This window comes from Domibacillus mangrovi, assembly GCF_001906925.1.
GTDB classification, from domain to species: Bacteria; Bacillota; Bacilli; order Bacillales; family Domibacillaceae; genus Domibacillus; species Domibacillus mangrovi.
In genome coordinates this window covers 129,918-147,504 of record NZ_MRWQ01000010.1, presented here as the reverse complement: position 1 = coordinate 147,504, position 17,587 = coordinate 129,918, and the positions used below count along the sequence as shown (strand labels likewise).

At 41.0% G+C, this 17,587-nt stretch carries 19 protein-coding genes and 1 riboswitch; of the genes, 12 read left to right on the top strand and 7 right to left on the bottom strand.

Annotated elements, in window-relative coordinates:
• The first annotated feature begins 176 nt into the window (after window positions 1-176).
• From BLL40_RS12205 to BLL40_RS12195, 3 genes are all read left to right on the top strand, one after another.
• The gene (locus BLL40_RS12205; RefSeq protein ID WP_083566509.1) at window positions 177-1,901 is read left to right on the top strand and encodes a methyl-accepting chemotaxis protein; all 1,725 of its coding nucleotides are present in this window, start codon (window positions 177-179) and stop codon (window positions 1,899-1,901) included.
• 271 nt (window positions 1,902-2,172) lie between these two features.
• Window positions 2,173-2,565: a hypothetical protein gene (locus tag BLL40_RS12200; protein WP_073712183.1), complete on the top strand. Its 393-nt coding sequence runs from the start codon at window positions 2,173-2,175 to the stop codon at window positions 2,563-2,565.
• Between the two features lie 83 nt (window positions 2,566-2,648).
• Window positions 2,649-3,317, top strand: a complete 669-nt coding sequence (locus tag BLL40_RS12195) for a thermonuclease family protein (RefSeq protein WP_073712182.1) — start codon at window positions 2,649-2,651, stop codon at window positions 3,315-3,317.
• A gap of 63 nt (window positions 3,318-3,380) precedes the next feature.
• On the opposite strand, the gene BLL40_RS12190 is transcribed toward BLL40_RS12195, so the two are convergent.
• Both BLL40_RS12190 and BLL40_RS12185 read right to left on the bottom strand, forming a co-directional pair.
• Entirely contained in the window at window positions 3,381-3,938 is a 558-nt protein-coding gene (locus BLL40_RS12190; RefSeq protein ID WP_073712181.1) for a DUF3267 domain-containing protein, read from the bottom strand.
• Between the two features lie 119 nt (window positions 3,939-4,057).
• Window positions 4,058-4,846 (bottom strand): arylamine N-acetyltransferase family protein, encoded by a 789-nt coding sequence (locus tag BLL40_RS12185; RefSeq protein WP_073712180.1) that lies wholly within the window; start codon window positions 4,844-4,846, stop codon window positions 4,058-4,060.
• A 73-nt stretch (window positions 4,847-4,919) separates the two neighbouring features.
• Between BLL40_RS12185 and BLL40_RS12180 the strand changes: the two genes are divergently transcribed.
• The 8 genes from BLL40_RS12180 (at window position 4,920) to BLL40_RS12145 (ending at window position 12,972) form a co-directional block, all read left to right on the top strand.
• Window positions 4,920-5,912: a zinc-binding dehydrogenase gene (locus tag BLL40_RS12180; RefSeq protein WP_073712179.1), complete on the top strand. Its 993-nt coding sequence runs from the start codon at window positions 4,920-4,922 to the stop codon at window positions 5,910-5,912.
• 46 nt (window positions 5,913-5,958) lie between these two features.
• A riboswitch (TPP riboswitch) is annotated at window positions 5,959-6,064 on the top strand.
• 84 nt (window positions 6,065-6,148) lie between these two features.
• Complete coding sequence (locus tag BLL40_RS12175) at window positions 6,149-7,444, top strand: acetylornithine deacetylase (RefSeq protein ID WP_073712178.1); 1,296 nt, start codon at window positions 6,149-6,151, stop codon at window positions 7,442-7,444.
• Window positions 7,431-8,105: a thiaminase II gene (gene tenA / locus BLL40_RS12170; protein ID WP_073712177.1), complete on the top strand. Its 675-nt coding sequence runs from the start codon at window positions 7,431-7,433 to the stop codon at window positions 8,103-8,105. Before BLL40_RS12175 ends, tenA begins: the two co-directional genes overlap by 14 nt.
• On the top strand, window positions 8,098-8,859 hold the full coding sequence (locus BLL40_RS12165) for an ABC transporter ATP-binding protein (protein ID WP_073712176.1): 762 nt from the start codon (window positions 8,098-8,100) through the stop codon (window positions 8,857-8,859). Before tenA ends, BLL40_RS12165 begins: the two co-directional genes overlap by 8 nt.
• Window positions 8,856-9,599, top strand: coding sequence for an ABC transporter permease (locus tag BLL40_RS12160; RefSeq protein ID WP_073712175.1), 744 nt, complete (start codon window positions 8,856-8,858; stop codon window positions 9,597-9,599). The genes BLL40_RS12165 and BLL40_RS12160 overlap by 4 nt, the downstream gene beginning before the upstream one ends.
• Window positions 9,596-10,603 (top strand): ABC transporter substrate-binding protein, encoded by a 1,008-nt coding sequence (locus BLL40_RS12155; protein ID WP_073712174.1) that lies wholly within the window; start codon window positions 9,596-9,598, stop codon window positions 10,601-10,603. Before BLL40_RS12160 ends, BLL40_RS12155 begins: the two co-directional genes overlap by 4 nt.
• A 73-nt stretch (window positions 10,604-10,676) precedes the next feature.
• Complete coding sequence (locus tag BLL40_RS12150) at window positions 10,677-11,366, top strand: phosphoribosylaminoimidazolesuccinocarboxamide synthase (protein ID WP_073712173.1); 690 nt, start codon at window positions 10,677-10,679, stop codon at window positions 11,364-11,366.
• 274 nt (window positions 11,367-11,640) lie between these two features.
• Entirely contained in the window at window positions 11,641-12,972 is a 1,332-nt protein-coding gene (locus tag BLL40_RS12145) for a DUF2252 domain-containing protein (protein WP_073712172.1), read from the top strand.
• A 78-nt stretch (window positions 12,973-13,050) separates the two neighbouring features.
• On the opposite strand, the gene BLL40_RS12140 is transcribed toward BLL40_RS12145, so the two are convergent.
• From BLL40_RS12140 to argJ, 4 genes are all read right to left on the bottom strand, one after another.
• On the bottom strand, window positions 13,051-13,365 hold the full coding sequence (locus BLL40_RS12140) for a DMT family transporter (RefSeq protein ID WP_073712171.1): 315 nt from the start codon (window positions 13,363-13,365) through the stop codon (window positions 13,051-13,053).
• Complete coding sequence (locus BLL40_RS12135; protein ID WP_073712170.1) at window positions 13,362-13,715, bottom strand: DMT family transporter; 354 nt, start codon at window positions 13,713-13,715, stop codon at window positions 13,362-13,364. Before BLL40_RS12135 ends, BLL40_RS12140 begins: the two co-directional genes overlap by 4 nt.
• Window positions 13,708-14,271, bottom strand: a complete 564-nt coding sequence (locus BLL40_RS12130) for a TetR/AcrR family transcriptional regulator (RefSeq protein WP_073712169.1) — start codon at window positions 14,269-14,271, stop codon at window positions 13,708-13,710. The genes BLL40_RS12135 and BLL40_RS12130 overlap by 8 nt, the downstream gene beginning before the upstream one ends.
• Window positions 14,272-14,361: 90 nt before the next feature.
• Window positions 14,362-15,510, bottom strand: a complete 1,149-nt coding sequence (gene argJ, locus BLL40_RS12125) for a bifunctional glutamate N-acetyltransferase/amino-acid acetyltransferase ArgJ (protein ID WP_073712168.1) — start codon at window positions 15,508-15,510, stop codon at window positions 14,362-14,364.
• Between the two features lie 169 nt (window positions 15,511-15,679).
• Between argJ and BLL40_RS12120 the strand changes: the two genes are divergently transcribed.
• Window positions 15,680-16,138, top strand: a complete 459-nt coding sequence (locus BLL40_RS12120; protein WP_073712167.1) for an N-acetyltransferase — start codon at window positions 15,680-15,682, stop codon at window positions 16,136-16,138.
• Between the two features lie 442 nt (window positions 16,139-16,580).
• On the opposite strand, the gene BLL40_RS12115 is transcribed toward BLL40_RS12120, so the two are convergent.
• Window positions 16,581-17,468, bottom strand: a complete 888-nt coding sequence (locus BLL40_RS12115; RefSeq protein WP_073712166.1) for a LysR family transcriptional regulator — start codon at window positions 17,466-17,468, stop codon at window positions 16,581-16,583.
• Window positions 17,469-17,587: the final 119 nt, after the last annotated feature.

Genomic DNA, 17,587 nt, shown 5'->3' with positions numbered 1-17,587 from the left:
AGGATAAGCAGGGGATCAACTGCCCGTAAAAGCCCGATTGGTTCAACTAACATTCAGTGGGGGATGAAGAAAACCCCCACTGAATGAAGTATCACTTTATTGTGATGTGATTAAGTAATATGCGTACAACGTAAGGTTGAGAATTTAAAGAAAATAAGTGGGGGTAAAAATTAAAAATGAATCGTATTAAGAATCTGTTTATGTCATTGTCTATTCGTGTAAAATTTTTTTTCATCTCGATATTTATTCTAGTGATCTCTTTTACTGTTATGGGATATCATGAAAAAATAACGTTAACTAGTATAGTACAAGGTGAAGCACTTGAAAAAGCGAAGTCTGATTTGCAGACAGGATTTTCAATTATTGATTTAAAGTATCCAGGTGAATGGCAGATTAAAGATGGGAAATTATATAAAGGTGATACTTTAATGAATGATAATTATGAAATAGTAGATATAATTGGAGATTTAACAAATGGCAATACGGTTACTATTTTTTTAGATGATACGAGAATAACAACAAATGTTCTTGTAGATGGAGAACGTGCTGTTGGAACTAAAGTATCGGATGTGGTAAAAGAAAAGGTCCTTAAACAAGGAGAAGTATACCTCGGGCAAGCCAATGTTGTTGGTCATACATATCAATCTGCCTACATGCCGATAAAGGATTCAAATGAAAAAATCATTGGTATGTGGTATGTAGGTGCCCCGGATACAAGTGAACGGATTCAAAAAGTCATTTTGGATGAAACTATTAATATTTTTGTGACAGCCTTTATTATTATCGCTATCGCTATTTTATTGAATTACTTGCTTACACGTCCTATTATAAATAGAATTCAAACAACGGTTGATTTAATGCAAGCATTAGCTAATGGTGAATTTAATAAGAGAGAATTAAAAGTGGAAAGTCATGATGAAACAGGAATGTTAATTCAGTCCGTTAATAAAATGATGAAAGAGCTTCGAGCGATATTACTACAAGTTAATGATTCTTCAATACAATTAGCTTCTTCGTCGGAAGAACTAACCGCAAGTTCTGAACAGACAAGTAAAGCTACTGAACAAATTACCATTGCTATGCAAGAGGTTGCGTCAGGGTCTGAGAAACAAATGTCACATTTTATGAATACAAATCAAATGGCATCAAGTATTTCAAGGGGAATGGAACAGGCATTTCAATCTATTCAACATATGAACGATTACTCAGCTACAGCCAATGAGAAAGCAAGAGTAGGGACTGAGACGATCACTCAAACGATTGAGCAAATGAGCCTAATACAAAAAACAGTGAAAGAGACAGCAGAAGTTATCAATAATTTAGGTGGAAAATCCGAGGAAATTAGCAGAATTGTTGAAGTTATAGCACAAATCGTACAACAAACAAATATATTGTCTCTTAATGCTAATATCGAAGCTGCACGAGCAGGAGAGTATGGTAAAGGCTTTGCAGTAGTTGCCGATGAAGTGAGAAAACTAGCTGAACAATCGGGAGAAGCAGCAGAAGAAGTTCGTGAGTTGATTGGTCAAATTCAAATTGAAGCGCATAAAGCTGTGGAATCAATGAACATAGGGACAGAAGTTGTACAAGAGGGTATCCAGCAAGTTTATCAATCAGGTCATTCGTTTGAAGATATCGTAAAATCTATTGCGGCAATCTCAAGACAATCCGAAGATGGTGCCCATATAATAAAAGAAGTTAATGAGATTTCTCAAGAGATGGTTGAAATAATCAATAAGGCAACAATAATCTCGCAGCAATCTTCGGCTAATACGCAAAATATAGCTGTAGCAGCAGAGGAGCAAAATGCTTCTGTAGAAGAAATTGCATCATCTGTAGAAGTATTAGGGGAAATGGCAGAGAAATTACAATTAATAGTTGGTAAATTCAAACTCAAATAAATAAAAAAGTACGTTTGTTGATTAGTAGGATGATGCAGAATTCCCTTAAAAGAGGGGATCAAGATAAATGTACAGAAATAAAGCTATTTTAAAGAAAGCGCAACTAGAAGAAGCATTCACTAAAAAATCGGCGAAGGACAAATTACGCGGGAGATAGCAACTTTCTTCGAGCGATGATTATAGTTTGTTCATTCGTCATATTGGACTGCATTCTATCCGGTTTATGCTAAAATAATGTATAATAGAAAAGACAGGAAAAGGAGGTATGTTTATGGGAGAGTTAGCAGTAAAAGAGCAAGTACTTCTTGCGTATTATGTGCAGTACTATTTGGAAAATAAGCCGGATGTGATGTATGAATTACATGAGCGAATGAGTGAGAATATGGCACCGGCTGTATATGAAATTGCGATGAATAATTTATTTGATCAAGGGCTTGTTAACGGCCTGGAGAAAATTCGTCAATATGATGAGAATGACGGGTACATTATTAAACCGATGATTACAAATGAAGGCGTCCTATATATTAACAATGTACTTGGCATTCAGTCGTATGTGAGTAATAGCAGCAAGTTGAAATACGTGAAAAATAGTCTCATAACGAGTAATCTCGAGCTGACAATACCCGTTATTGCAGAGTACATTGAAGAGTCTACGAAAGAGTAACCGTCTTTTTTCAGACGGTTTTTTTGATGGTTTTATTTAATGCTGAAATGTAAGAAAAAACGACAGAAAAGAGGAAAAGAAACGTGAAGCGATTGACATATGTGACAGTGATCATGATGAGCAGTCTTCTTCTATTATCCGCTTGTACGGAACAAGATGTCACTGATTTACTCGAAGTGACGGATGATGTGCTGACAGCAATTGAAAAGGAACAGGATCAAGAGAAATCAAACAAAGTGGAAGAAGAGCCAGTTAATGAATCCACAAATATATTAAAATCGAAGGGCACGATCGATCCCATTCAGGCAACACTTGTCAGACCAGTAGATGGCGATACAGCAGTGTTTGCATTTGATGCGGACAACGATGGAAAAGAGGAAGAATTTAGTGCCCGCTTTTTGTTAATTGATACGCCTGAGACGAGACATCCGAAGCTTGGGAAACAGCCGTTAGGCGACGAGGCGAAGGAGCGGACAGCCCAATTGCTTAAGCAAGGGGAGATTACGCTTGAATTTGATGTAGGCCAGCGTTTAGACAAGTATAGTCGCATACTCGTTTATGTGTATGTGGATGGGAAAAGTGTACAGGAAACGCTTCTTGAAGAAGGAATGGCCAGGGTTGCATACGTGTATCCACCGAATACACGTTATTTGGATGAATTTGAAGTAAAACAGAAGATTGCTAAAAATAAAGGCATCGGTGTGTGGTCCATTGATGATTATGTAACGGATCGGGGCTTTAATTCGAATTAATTATAAAGGCGTTTATCGAATATAAAATCTGATTCATTCATAATGAAAGCCCGTCTGTCTATTTCATACAGATGGGCTTTCGTTATACACATATAGCTTCGGCTCATTGATATCATCAAGAATAAACGCATCTTTTTTGATTTTTCGCAGCTGATTGTACATCGAAAAATCACCGGCCGCGCCGCCAATTAAAAAAGCGGCGACAATCATGAGGACAGAGCTGTTTAGCCAGATGCTGATGATAAACGGCAGCATGCCCGTCATCCAAAACGGCAGCAACAATGCTTTTTTCATTGCGCTGTTTTTCAGCACCTTTTTTGTACCGGCGTAAGCAATGCCGAGCTCGCGGTTAATACCGTACACGAGGTCGCTTCTGTTGCAATTCCCCCAGACGATAAAGCCGATTAAATGGAACACTTCATGAAAAATAATTAATATAGTATACAAAACCAGCCATAAAAAGAAATTCCAGAATGAAATTTCAAAGCCGCTTTCTAGATGGAAGAAGGCCATCAAAACAGCACCAACGACAATCGATACAACGGTAATGATGAGTGCCTGAATGTGTATTTTTTTTATACTAAATGTAATGATATGATCCGGTTCATGAGGTAAATTCATGACAGCAACACCTCCTATAGACCTGAGCTATGCCTGCAAGCTGAGTTAAATACAGTTCATGTAGCTTTTGTAATACATATTGAATGACATGATTTGTGCCTTGGTACAGCCGGCCTTCTTTACTTTAGTTTCTTTTGTCCGTCACGAAATGCAGCATTTAAATATAGCTTAGTTTCTTTCACAATAGATGGCGAGCAGTAACGAGTGACTTCATTTAAAAAGTCATAATCATTTTCAAATGTAACTATTTTTTCTGATCCGTCCGGCCATTTCAAACGAAGCCGGTCCCGTGCGATTGAAAACGTACCGCCATCTGTAATGCCAGCGATCACTGGTGCCTGTGTAAACGTCGACTGCTCGTGATAATGAATCGTCTCTTTCATTTTCGTTAAGTTACTCCACTCCATAGGCTCAGGAGAAAACCCATAGCGTACGATCCATTCATCGTTTACGAGCTGTTCCATTGCTAATGTGCCTTTTTCTGTCGTAACCGTTCGGAATCTAAATGTCCCAGCTGGTGATGATGCAGATTCACCGTCTAGTAAAAGTGGGGAGAACGGCAGCCGGTTACCGAAGCCGCTCTCAACGAGACAAAGATGTCCATCCCGTTGTAACAGCACGGTTGCATGCGTATCATCAATCGCCCAAACCCCTTCATTTTTAACGGTGCCGGTCGCGAGCTGTACGTCAAAACCGAGCTTTTTCAACGTTAAAAATAATAGAGCGTTCAGTTCATAACATAATCCCCCACGTTGATGATCGATTAATTTCTCTTTTAGGAATTCAGACGTAATCTTCTGCTCATATCCATTTAAAACATCTAAGTTTTCAAAAGGAAAAAGTTCCGCAAATCGTTTTAAGATAAACGAAATATCATGTCCTTCAAATTGTTTGAGAAACGAATTCATGCTCCTTCAGTCCTTTCAAATTACGACATATATGTTAAAATTATAACATAGGGACTTACTTGGAGGGGATTTTATGAAAGCAGTTGTTCACGAAGGACAAGCAGGAATGGCAGGCCTTACATACCGTGAGATGGAAGAAGGATTGCCATCTTTAGGGGAAGTGAGAGTAAAATTAAAAGCAGCCGGATTAAACCATCGCGACCTGTTCGTTTTGCACCGCCATAAAGAAAATGAGCCGCCACTCATTATCGGATCGGACGGAGCCGGTATCATTGACGCGGTTGGCGAAGGGGTGACGTCTGTCCAAGTGGGCGATGAAGTCATCATTAACCCAGGCCTTGGATGGAAGGAAAACAGCGATGCACCGCCGGCAGGCTTTGAAATTGTTGGCTTACCGTTTCATGGCACATTTGCGGAATCAATCGTTATTCCAGCTGAAAATGCTGTCTTAAAACCGCAGCATCTATCATGGGAAGAAGCGGGGGTATTATCACTTGCGGCGCTGACAGCATACCGTGCACTATTTACTCGTGGTCAGATAAAAGAAGGCATGAATGTCCTCATTCCAGGTATCGGCAGTGGTGTAGCCACATTCCTTTTACAATTTGCAAAAGCAGCAGGCGCCCGCGTTTTTGTTACATCCCGTTCAGAAGCAAAACGGCAAAAAGCAATCGAGCTTGGCGCAGACAAAGCGATCGCTTCAGAAAGTGACTGGGCAGAAGCATTGGATAATCAAAAAATGGATCTCGTCATCGAATTCGTTGGCGCAGCGACATTTAATCAATCGCTCAATCAACTTCGTAAAGGGGGTACAATTGTCACGTTCGGTGCCTCAGCAGGCGACGAAGTAACGATGAACTTACGGACATTCTTTTACGGCCAGTTCAACATGCTCGGTACAACGATGGGCAGCAGCGAAGAATTTGATGAAATGCTTCAGTTTATTGAAAAGCATAACATTCATCCGGTCGTCGATCACGTGTACCCGCTTGATCAATGTGAGCAGGCATTTACGCGTTTAGACAAAGCAGAGCAGATAGGGAAAATTGCATTTGCCATTGAATAAACGACTTTAGTGTGATAAAACTACTAGTAAGGTTAAATTAAATAGGAATCACCGCTGGGGGTGCTCATAATGGAGCTGAGAGAGGCGAACTGCTTTAACCCTTATAACTTGAACCGGATAATGCCGGCGTAGGGAAGAGGTGTCTTGAATCGTTGTATCACTCTATTATAACGTCATCACATCCGTTTCTTCCTTGCGAAGAAACGGACTTTTTGTGTTTCGGAAAGGAGTAGATAATGGATATAATTAACAAATTACATAATGAAATCGATGAACGGAAAGATGAACTGATCGATTTGTTAAAAACATTGATTTCGTTCAAAACACCGGCACCGCCTGCGAGAAACACGAATGAGGCACAGCAGTTCATGGCTGAATTTCTTGCAAAACGAGCGTTTAAGGTTGATAAGTGGGAAGTGTACCAGAACGATCCTAATGTTGTGGGTACGCTAAAAGGTATAGACAGCGCGAACTATCAAAGCTTGATTATTAACGGCCACATAGATGTAGCGGAAGTCAGTCCTGATGAAAAGTGGGAAACGGATCCGTTCACACCGATTGTGAAAGATAGTGCGATCATCGGACGAGGTGCAGCCGACATGAAAGGCGGCCTTGCCGGTGCACTGTTCGCTATTCAGTTGCTCCATGAAGCAGGCATTCAACTCCCTGGTGATCTAACGTTTCAGTCGGTTATCGGTGAAGAAGTCGGGGAAGCAGGTACACTTGAATGCTGTAAGCGTGGCTACACAGCCGATTTTGCGCTCGTTGTCGATACGAGCAATTTACATATTCAAGGGCAGGGTGGCGTCATTACTGGCTGGATTACGCTAAAAAGTGAGCAGACGTTTCACGATGCGACGCGCCGACAAATGATTCATGCTGGCGGCAAGTTGATGGGTGCAAGTGCAATTGAAAAAATGACCAAAATTATCAATGGTCTGCAAGAACTGGAGCGTCACTGGGCAGTTATGAAAAGTTACCCGGGCTTTCTGCCAGGAACCACGACAATCAATCCAGCGGTTATTGAAGGGGGACGGCACGCGGCATTTATAGCTGATGAATGCCGCCTCTGGATCACTGTTCATTTTTATCCGAATGAAACGCATGAACAAGTTGCGAAAGAAGTGGAAGATTATATTCGCAACATAGCGAAAGGTGATCTTTGGATGCAGGAAAACCCGCCGATTTTTGAATGGGGAGGTACATCGATGATTGAAGACCGTGGTGAAATTTTCCCGTCATTTGAAGTCGATCCAGATCATGAAGCGGTACAAAAACTGATGAAATCACATGCCTCTGTTCTCAACGAAAAACCAGTTGTTGATGTGTCACCATCTGTCACAGACGGCGGTTGGCTCGGCTCATCGGGTATACCGACAGCCATTTATGGTCCTGGCCATTTGCGTCATGCCCATGCGGTGAATGAGCAGCTGGCGATTAATGAACTCGTCGATTATACGAAAGTAATGATTCAATTTATTTATGACTGGACAAATAGCAAAAAGGAGGAAAAACACAATGAAATTCAGTGAACAATTACATGAAAAATTACAGCCGATTTGGCGTCAAAACCACGAACATCCTTTCGTGAAAGGAATAGCAAATGGCACGCTTGATCCGGAAAAATTCCGTTTTTATATGGTGCAGGATTATTTGTATTTAATTCAATATGCGAAAGTATTCGCCCTTGGCGCTGTCAAAGCAGATGATCTTCATACAATGGGCAAATTCGCGGCGCTCCTGGATGGGACATTAAATGAAGAAATGGGGCTCCACCGGCAATACGCGGCCCGATTCGGCATATCAGAAGAAGAGTTAGAAACCGCCAAACCATCACCCATTACACTTGCATATACACATTATATGCTGCACGCGGCCCAAAATGGCACGCTGGCAGAGGTGATTGCGGCTGTTCTCCCATGTGCATGGAGTTACTGGGAAATCGGCAAAGAACTGAATAAAATCCCAGGGGCTGCGGAACACGAGCTATATGGAAAATGGATCCACATGTACGCGTCAGAGGAATTCGGCCAGATGGCACAATGGTGCATCGATCTTTTAGATGAGCATACAGTTGGCAAGTCGGAAGCGGAACTCGCGAAACTGGAAGAAATCTTTTTAAATACAACTCGTTTTGAATATATGTTCTGGGATATGGCGTACAACGGGATCATGTGGCCTGGCAATGCGTAAACCGGTGCTCGAATTCCGGAATGTGTCGTTCTCATACGGCGGGGAAAAATCAATTCTTGATCATCTCGACATCACCATTTACGACCGCGAATTCATTACGGTCATCGGTGCAAGTGGCTCAGGGAAAAGTACGCTGTTCCGTCTCATCACCGGGCTTGAAATTCAAAGCGAAGGTACGATCTTGATCAACGGTGAAAACCATCGAAACCGTCACGGAAAAGTCGGTTACATGCCACAGCAAGACTTATTAATGCCGTGGCGGACCGTAATGGACAACGCTGCCTTGCCGTTAGAACTTAGCGGTATTAGTAAAAAAGATGCGCAAAAACATGTTTTGCCGCTTCTGGATGAGTTCGGGTTAACGGGTGTTGAAAACAAATTCCCTGGTGAATTGTCCGGTGGAATGAAACAGCGTGTCTCGTTTTTACGCTCCATCTTAACGGGCTCAAATGTCCTGTTACTGGACGAGCCGTTTAGTGCACTCGATGCGATTACAAGGCTGTCGATGCAGGAATGGCTTTTAGAACAGTGGGAAAAACGTGAAAAAACGATTTTGTTCATTACACATGATGTAAACGAAGCGCTCTTTTTATCAGACCGTATTTTCGTGTTTCAGGAAGCACCGGTGCACAAGTTGCAAGAAGTCGTCGTACCGCTCGGCCGGCCGCGGTCACTACGGGATTTAAATGATCCGGCTATTTTGAAATGGAAAGATGAATTAATTGAACAGCTGCGGAAAGGAGTATCTATATGAAACATTATCTTCCCGCAGCTGGTCTTATCGTCGTCCTTTTACTCATTTGGGAAGCGGTCGCTCGTTCGATTAATTTACTATTCATTTTACCATCGCCATCTGGGGTTGCTTTGAAGCTATGGGAATTGAAAGAAGTGCTGCTGTTCGACCATTTACCGTCCACGCTTGCGATCATTTTAATCGGTCTTGCGATTTCGATTGTGCTAGGCGTAGGAATTGCTGTCTGGATGAATATGAGCAAAATTGCGGAACGTGCATTTTACCCGATTATTATTTCATCGCAAATGATCCCGACAATCGCTATCGCACCGATTTTTATTATGTGGTTTGGCTATTCAATCTGGAGCAAAGTTGTCGTAACAGTGCTTATTACGTTTTTTCCGATTACAGTTAGCACGTTTGACGGATTGAAATCGAGCAGTAAAGAGTTAAGAGAATTGCTTTTGACAATGGGTGCAGGGAAAAAAGAGATATTCTTTAAACTGCAAGTTCCATCCGCAAAACCGTATTTTTATTCTGGATTAAAAGTAGCCGTCACGCTCAGCGTGATCGGGGCAGCAATAGGTGAATGGCTTGGTGCACAAGCTGGGCTTGGCTATTTCAGCCGAAGAATGATGACACAGTTTGACGGAGCAGCCGTATTTGCGCCGATTGTTCTATTATCAACTGTCGGCGTTGTGCTGTTTGTCGTTGTGAAAGTGCTTGAACATAAATCATTAAAATGGAGGAATATGAAATGAAAAAATGGACAGCAGGTGTGCTTGCGGCGATGATGCTTGCAGGATGCGGGGCAAATGAAAAAACGGCAATAGAAACATCAGGTGAAGGAAAGAAAGAGCTGCAAGAGGTCAGCATTATGCTTGACTGGTATCCGAATGCAGTGCACAGCTTTTTGTATGTCGCCGATGAAAAAGGATATTTTAAAGAAGAAGGCATTGATCTTGATATTCAATTCCCAGCCGATCCAACTGATCCGATTAAATTAGCGGCATCTGGACAAGTGACACTTGGTATTACTTATCAGCCGGATGTGATTGTGGCACGGACGGAACAAGGAGTTGGCGTGAAGTCAGTTGGTGCCATTGTACGTGAGCCGCTCAATCGTGTCGTGTCGCTTGAGGAAAGCAATATCCAATCACCAAAAGATTTGGAAGGAAAAACAGTCGGCTACACTGGCATTCCGCTGAATGAGTCAATCGTGCAGACGATGGTGAAAGAAGATGGTGGCGATGCGTCGAAGGTGGAATTGATTGATATCGGTTTTGAACTTAATTCAACACTCGTCAGCAAAAAAGCGGACGCCGTTGTCGGTGCGTACATCAACCACGAAGTTCCACTGCTTGAATTTGAGGGGTATCCAACGAACAACATTGATTTAACGGATTATGGTGTGCCATCTTTTTATGAGTTAATCGCTGTGACGAGCGATAAAACATGGGAAGAAGAATCTGAGTTAATTGAAGCATTCTGGCGTGCGGCGGAAAAAGGATTTGATGACATGGAAGCGAATCCAGATGAAGCGTTGCAAATTTTAATGGACAATCAAGATGCAGCGAATTTCCCGCTTGAAGAAAAAGTCGAAAAAGAAAGTATGGATATTTTGTTGCCGATGATGGCGTCAGATGAAGGATTCGGTTATCAGGAAGAGAAGCCATGGGCAGATACAGCGAACTGGATGAAAGAAAGTGGATTGATTAAAAAAGATCCAAATGTAGAAGAACTATTCGTCAACATGCCTGAATAAAGTCTTTTTTCCGAAAGATTTCTCTTGTATAATGAAAATTGTTCGAAATTTTTTCGATGAGAGGGATGTTAAAATGGAACGCATTTATACAGGTAAAACGAAAGATGTATTTAAATTGGAAGATGGGAATTTTTTATTAAAATTTAAAGATGATGTTACGGGCGAAAATGGGGTCTTTGATCCAGGTGCGAACACAGTTGGTTTGACAATTGAAGGTGCTGGACAAGCCGGTCTTCGTTTGACAAAATTCTTTTTTGAAAAGCTGCAAGAAAAGGGTATTCATACACATTATGTTGATGCGAACATTGCAGAAGCGACGATGACAGTCAAACCAGCGAACGTGTTTGGGAAAGGACTTGAAGTTATTTGCCGCTACCGTGCAGTGGGAAGCTTCCTCCGCCGTTATGGTGCATACGCAACAGATGGACAGGAGTTGGATGCGTTCGTTGAAGTAACGATTAAAGATGATGAGCGTGAAGATCCGCCGATTACAAGCGACGCACTTGATATGCTCGGTATTTTGACGAAAGAAGAATATGCTGTGTTAAAAGAGCAGACACAAAAAATTGGCGCCGTTGTGAAAGCGGAAATGGCGAAAAAAGGGCTTGATTTGTATGATATTAAATTCGAGTTTGGCCGTGAGCAAGGAACAGGCACGATCCTTTTAATCGATGAAATTTCCGGTGGAAACATGCGTGCATACAAAGATGGAGAATATATTGAGCCACTTAAACTTGAGCAATTAATGCTTGCTGGCGAATAAAAAAACAAACTACCTGAAAAGTCATTTTTTCGGGTAGTTTGTTTTTATGTACAATAGACCATTACGAATGATTGTAAAGGGGAATGATTTATGTTAACAAATGATCTCGATTTTTGTTTCGGATCGGGTTATTTTAGCGTGCCGTGTAAGTCGCTATGATTGTTGTAATAGTCATTCATCTATTTAAAACTTTAGTTATCTTCGTAAGCGCAGTTTATAAGCCGTGTTTTATTATGATAGAATGGAATGGATGAGCTGTAGGAGGGGATTTATAATGGTTGGAAACTGGATGGAAGAGGTACAGAAAACACGGAGAGCGCTCCGATCGAATGTACTCGAAACGGTGCTCAATGAATTTGACGCGCGTATTACTGGATTAAATCATGAAAAACGCAAACATAAATATAGACAGATGACGGAAAATCCATTTCGTTTTTTCCGTGGAAGTGCGTACTTATTTTATTATGATGTGACGAAAATCCCATTTTCTTTTCATACACCAGATGATAAACCGACGTGGATTCAAGGAGATATGCATGTCGAAAATTTCGGTGCATTTCAAAATAGTGAAGGCGACATTGTATATGACGCGAACGACTTTGACGAAGGTTATATGGGATCGTACGTATATGATTTGCTGCGCATGACTGTGAGTATCGCTCTGTACTGTGAGCAGTATGGTTTTGCCAATGCAGAAGAAAGAATGCATGTGTTTCTTGAATCGTATTACAAACAGCTGAAAAAGTTCGTGAAAGGAAAAGAAGATCCTGTCACCTTTTTTTACACCGCGAAGAATACAAAAGGGCCGATCCGCGAAGTGTTAAAAAAATTGGAGAAGCGTGATTCAGCACGTCTTCTGGAGAGATGGACTGTAAAGGAAGACGCTACACGTGTGTTTGAATTGTCTGAAGATTTTGTACAAGTGACGCAGAAAGAACGAGAAAAAATCGAAGCTGTCTGGCCAGATTATGTCGATAGCCTGGACGCGGAAGACCGAAAAAAAAGTGAGTTTTATGAAATAAAGCATATCGTTCGCAAACATGGTTCTGGCACCGCATCGATTGGACTTGAACGTTATTATATTTTAGTAGAAGGGAAACAGGACTGCGATCAGCAAATGGATGATATTATTCTAGAAATGAAAGAAGTACGCGCGCCTGTTCCGGCTTATTTCGCACCATATAGTGAGGAATTCTGGGCAAGATACAGCCATCAAGGAGAGCGTGTTGTTACGACACAAAAAGCGATGCATCATCATGATGATCCACTGCTAGGCTATGTGACGATTGATAATCGGCATTTTTACGTGCGTGAACGGTCGCCATATAAAAAGCGGGTGAAGCCGGAAGATATTGAAAACGTGAAGGAATTCGATCAAGTACTTGATGTATTCGGGGGCATTGCGGCCAAAATTCATGCACGCGCAGATACCGATGTTGAACATGAACTGCTTTCTTACCATAGTGAAGAAGAAATAGTAAATGTGATTGGAGACGATTACGATGTATTCGCAGCCCAACTTGTCTTTTTATCAAATGCCTATAAAGATCAAGTTAAACAGGATTATGTATTATTCTGCGGCTGGCTTAATTATAAGTTTACTTAATTAAGAAAAAACTGTCCGTTTACAGACAGTTTTTTTATAAGAAATTCTTTTTAATGTGAATAAAATACATACATTTAATTAGGAGAAAACCTTTAATCCAACGACAGACATAATGATAACGGCAATAAAAATTAAACGTTTTGCATCACGAGGTTCTTTATAGATAAGCATGCCGATTATCGTGCTGCCGACTGTGCCGATTCCAGTCCATACAGCATAGGCTGTCCCCATTGGAATCGTAGTCATCGCAATTGATAAAAATAGAAGACTAAAACTGAAACCGCCAATAAAAATGCCCCAGGACAACACATTTTTTCGTACGTTCATCATCGACATGCCGGTCACACCAGCTACTTCAAACAGCCCGGCAAGAATTAATAGAGACCACATCATGAGACAGACACATCCTTTTCATCCTTGTGCTCCTGTTCAGCCGTCACCATTTTTAATCCGATAATCCCTATAACTAGTACAGCGATCAATGCGATTTTTATCCAGCTAACCGGTTCACCGAACATTGCCATTTCAAGAATGACTGCGCCGGCACTGCCAATTCCAACGAACACCGCGTATACGGTCGTTGAGGGCAATTTTTTTGAGCAGTAAATGAGCGCCCAAAAACTGGCCGCTAACCCGATGATTGTCAATATCCATTCAATTAAACTGTCGGCATACTTTAGTCCGGAGACCCAGCCAATTTCGAAAAGACCCGCAAGAACAACAAGAAACCATTTATTAGTCATGTTCCTTTTCTCCTTTTCTAATACTGTTCCAAAAAAAGCGCCACGATACGTCAAGGCGTTTTTCTGTGCGTTCACGGCTTCCATAACAGAGTTCAACTAAAATACTATCGAGAATAATCGTATACATCGCTGCCGTGTCGGCAATGTCAATGTTTCGAATTGTACCCGCTTCGATTCCGTCTTGTAAAATTTCTCCTGTTTTTTTTTCCATTGCATCTAAATAATCATAATATCGGTTTAAAATATCTTCTTTTAAATGATCCGGCGGGAAAAAAGAGCTCGTAATTAAAAAACGAAATAAAGCATCATTGGCGTGCCGTTTTACATAATTGTTGAGAAGTTCAAAAAGAGAAGACTGTCCATATAAAATACGCAATTCAGATGCAAAGGCATCATCAAGAAGAGCTGAAAATAAATGTTCTTTACTTTTAAAATGGGCATAAATAGACGGCTTTTTGATACCGACTTGTTCGCTAATTTGTGCAAGTGACGTCCCAGCATATCCATGTTCTGCAAAAAGAGACGCCGCTGAATTCTTAATCTTTTCCGCACTCAAAAAAAACACCTTCCTAACGTTCGTTAGTTTTATTTTAGCAACAACTGTAAAAAAAAGCAACGTAAAAAAACCGCGCTAAGCGGTTTTTTTTTACGTTGTATATTCACCATTAATTTTCACATAATCATACGATAAATCACAGCCCCATACGGTCGAAGTTCCTGGTCCGTCGCCAAGTGAAATTCGGATTAACACTTCATTGTTTTTTAAATACTCTTCCAATTCAGCACGTTTATCCTCGGTTGGTGCTCCGTTTTTAAATACGTACACATCCGCGAATGAGACAGACACAGCTTCTGTATTCACTTTGTCCGTCGAGTTGCCGATCGTCGACATAATGCGTCCCCAGTTCGGATCTTCACCGAAAATCGCTGTCTTCACAAGCGGTGAATTAATAATCGATTTGCCAATTTTTTTCGCTATCACGTCATCATCAGCACCAGTCACTTGCACTTCAACTAATTTTGTTGCACCTTCACCATCGCGTGCAATTTCTTTTGCAAGATCGATGCATAGATTCGTTAAAACAGACTCAAATTCCACAAGATCTACGTCTCCGGCAAGTCCATTTGCCATGATCACAACCGTGTCACTCGTGCTCGTATCGCCATCGACTGATACACTATTAAACGAAACATCGACCGCACGCTTTAGCATTTTTTGCAAAAGAGGGGGTTCAATTGCGGCGTCGGTCAAAATATAGCTGAGCATCGTCGCCATATTCGGTTCAATCATGCCAGATCCTTTGGCCATCGCGGAAATAGTTATAGAACCAACTTGTCTCGTACGAAATTTCGGATATGTATCCGTCGTCATAATCGCTTTAGCAGACTCCTCAAGCCCATCTTCTTTCAATTGATTTTTCAGTCCAGGAATAGCTGTCAATATTTTCTCAACAGGGAGTGGTACGCCGATGATACCTGTTGAAGAAGGGAGGACGTCGTTTGAATGAATCGCCAGCTCTTGTGCAACAGCCTCAGTCACTTTTCGTGCGTCTTCAAGTCCTTTATTGCCCGTTGCGACGTTTGCATTTTTGCTGTTGACAGCAATCGCCTGCAAATATCCGTCTGCGACACTTTCTTTGCCGATGACAATCGGCGCTCCGCAAAATTGGTTTTTTGTGAACATAGCAGCTGCAGAAGCCCGAACGTCTGAAAATAAAATTGTAAAATCAAGTGTATGATCTTTAATGCCCGCATTGATCGAGCACGATTTAAAACCTTTTGGAAAGGTGTTCAAATGAAATCCCCCTAGTAACAATATAGTAGTTTTATTATACAACGTAACATTGATGTACGGGAAGAGTATTTGAATAATTATTCAAAGGTAATGAATAAAAACCTTGACATATACGGGAAAGTAAGTAAAATATAAAGATAACATATAGGGAAAGAAAGGGTGAGAAATCATGATCGAAGTACGCAAAGCGGTGCTTAGTGACGTGGAGCAAGTATTTGAACTCGTGAATCAATATGCAAATGAAGGGCTGATGCTGCCACGAACGTATGAGTCGCTCGTGTTGAGTTTACAGGCGATAGTTGTCGCGGAAGAGGACGGTGAGATCCTTGGAATCGCCAGCCTTGCGATACTCGGCCATGATCTCGCCGAAATTCGTTCGCTCGGTGTAAAGGAAAAAGCGAAAGGGCGGGGCATTGGAAAAATGCTCGTCGAACGAGTTGTCGAAGAAACGAAAAAAATCGGCATTCCAAAACTTATTTCGCTGACGTATCAAGTCGTCTTTTTTGAAAAATGCGGTTTTGAAGTAATTCAAAAAACAGAAATGCCACAAAAAGTATGGACGGACTGCGTTCATTGTCCGAAATTTCCAAGCTGTGATGAAATTGCGATGGCAATCAAAACAGCGTAGTGATCAAGAATGGCTGTTCCGCACTTAGGGAGGCTCTAGCCTGTAGACAAAGTCTTTATTTTGAAGACAATGTCTGCAGGCTTTTTTATCCCCCATTAACGGGCAGTAAGACCGCTTCTTCAAGACTTCGAAAAGAAAAGAAGGGTAAGCAGGGGATCAACTGCCCGTAAAAGCCCGATTGGTTCGGGCCAGACAGAGTCGCTCACTCATGTATTGCCGCAGGACGCGGCGCCCTATACCTGAGTTTCTGTTTATTCAGTGGGGTATGAAGAAAACCCCGACTGAATGAAGTTTCACTTTATATAATCGTAGAACTGTCAAACTTATTTCAACTCCTGCTCGAGGCACGTTGTTTCTTCACTACCTTGCTTTTATTACCAAATCAAACCGCCTAAGTTTAATTGCCATTAGACACCTGCTGTTTGGTAAATATCATAAATGATTATGATGTATGAAAAAAACCACGAATCTCTTTGCAAAATGAGTGAACAAATGGAGGGAGGTAGCGACTTTTAGAATAAGTCAGATAAACGGTTCTCTGGAGTTCATCTGAATCAATTTGACGTGTGCGGATAGCTGAAAAATTAGAATAACGAATGTAATTTTCCGGGATTATTGTCACACCAAGCCCTTCCTCGACTAAACTACAAACTGTTTCAAAACGCTCACTTTCATACATGATATTTGGCTCAGCTCTTTCTTTCTCAAAGGCATTCAAAATATCTCGCCTTGTTTGAAAACCGATTGTACTAATAATAAACGCTTCATTTTCCAAATCTTTCATGGAAATAATCTTCTTTTCTCCTAATGGATTTTTTTCATGTAAAAGGAGAACGAGCCGTTCCTGGTAGATTGGGATGGTGTTTACATCTTGATGGACGATCGGCTGGTTCGTGATGACAACGTGTGTTTCATAATCAAGTAACGATTTTTGTACTTCCTCTCCTCCAAGCACTTCACTTAATTGAATTTGGACTGATGGATAGCTGCGTTTAAATTGAAGAATCACTTTTGGCATCCAATGCTTCGAGGATTCGATCATCCCAATTGAAAGTTTTCCGTTTCCAATTTCCTGTATCTCTTCCATTTCTTTTTGTAAGCGGTCATACTGTTTTAAAAATTCAACAGATCGCTTATATATCACTTCTCCGGAATCAGTTAAACGCAGACTTCTCGTGTTTCTTTCCAAAAGTGGAAAGCCGATTTCATTTTCAAGTTTCATTATCGCATTGCTTAATGACGGTTGTGAAAGATGGAGCTTTTCAGCCGCTTTGGAAAAATTTTTCTCATTTACCACAGCTACAAAATAACGCATTTGACGAAAATCCATTTAATCACCTCATATATAGTTAAAAATTATTAATTAATAATTTTATTGTATTATAAATTATAAATTACACACTATATAATATAAAAAAACAGTTGCTTTATCTGTATTTTCAGAAAGGA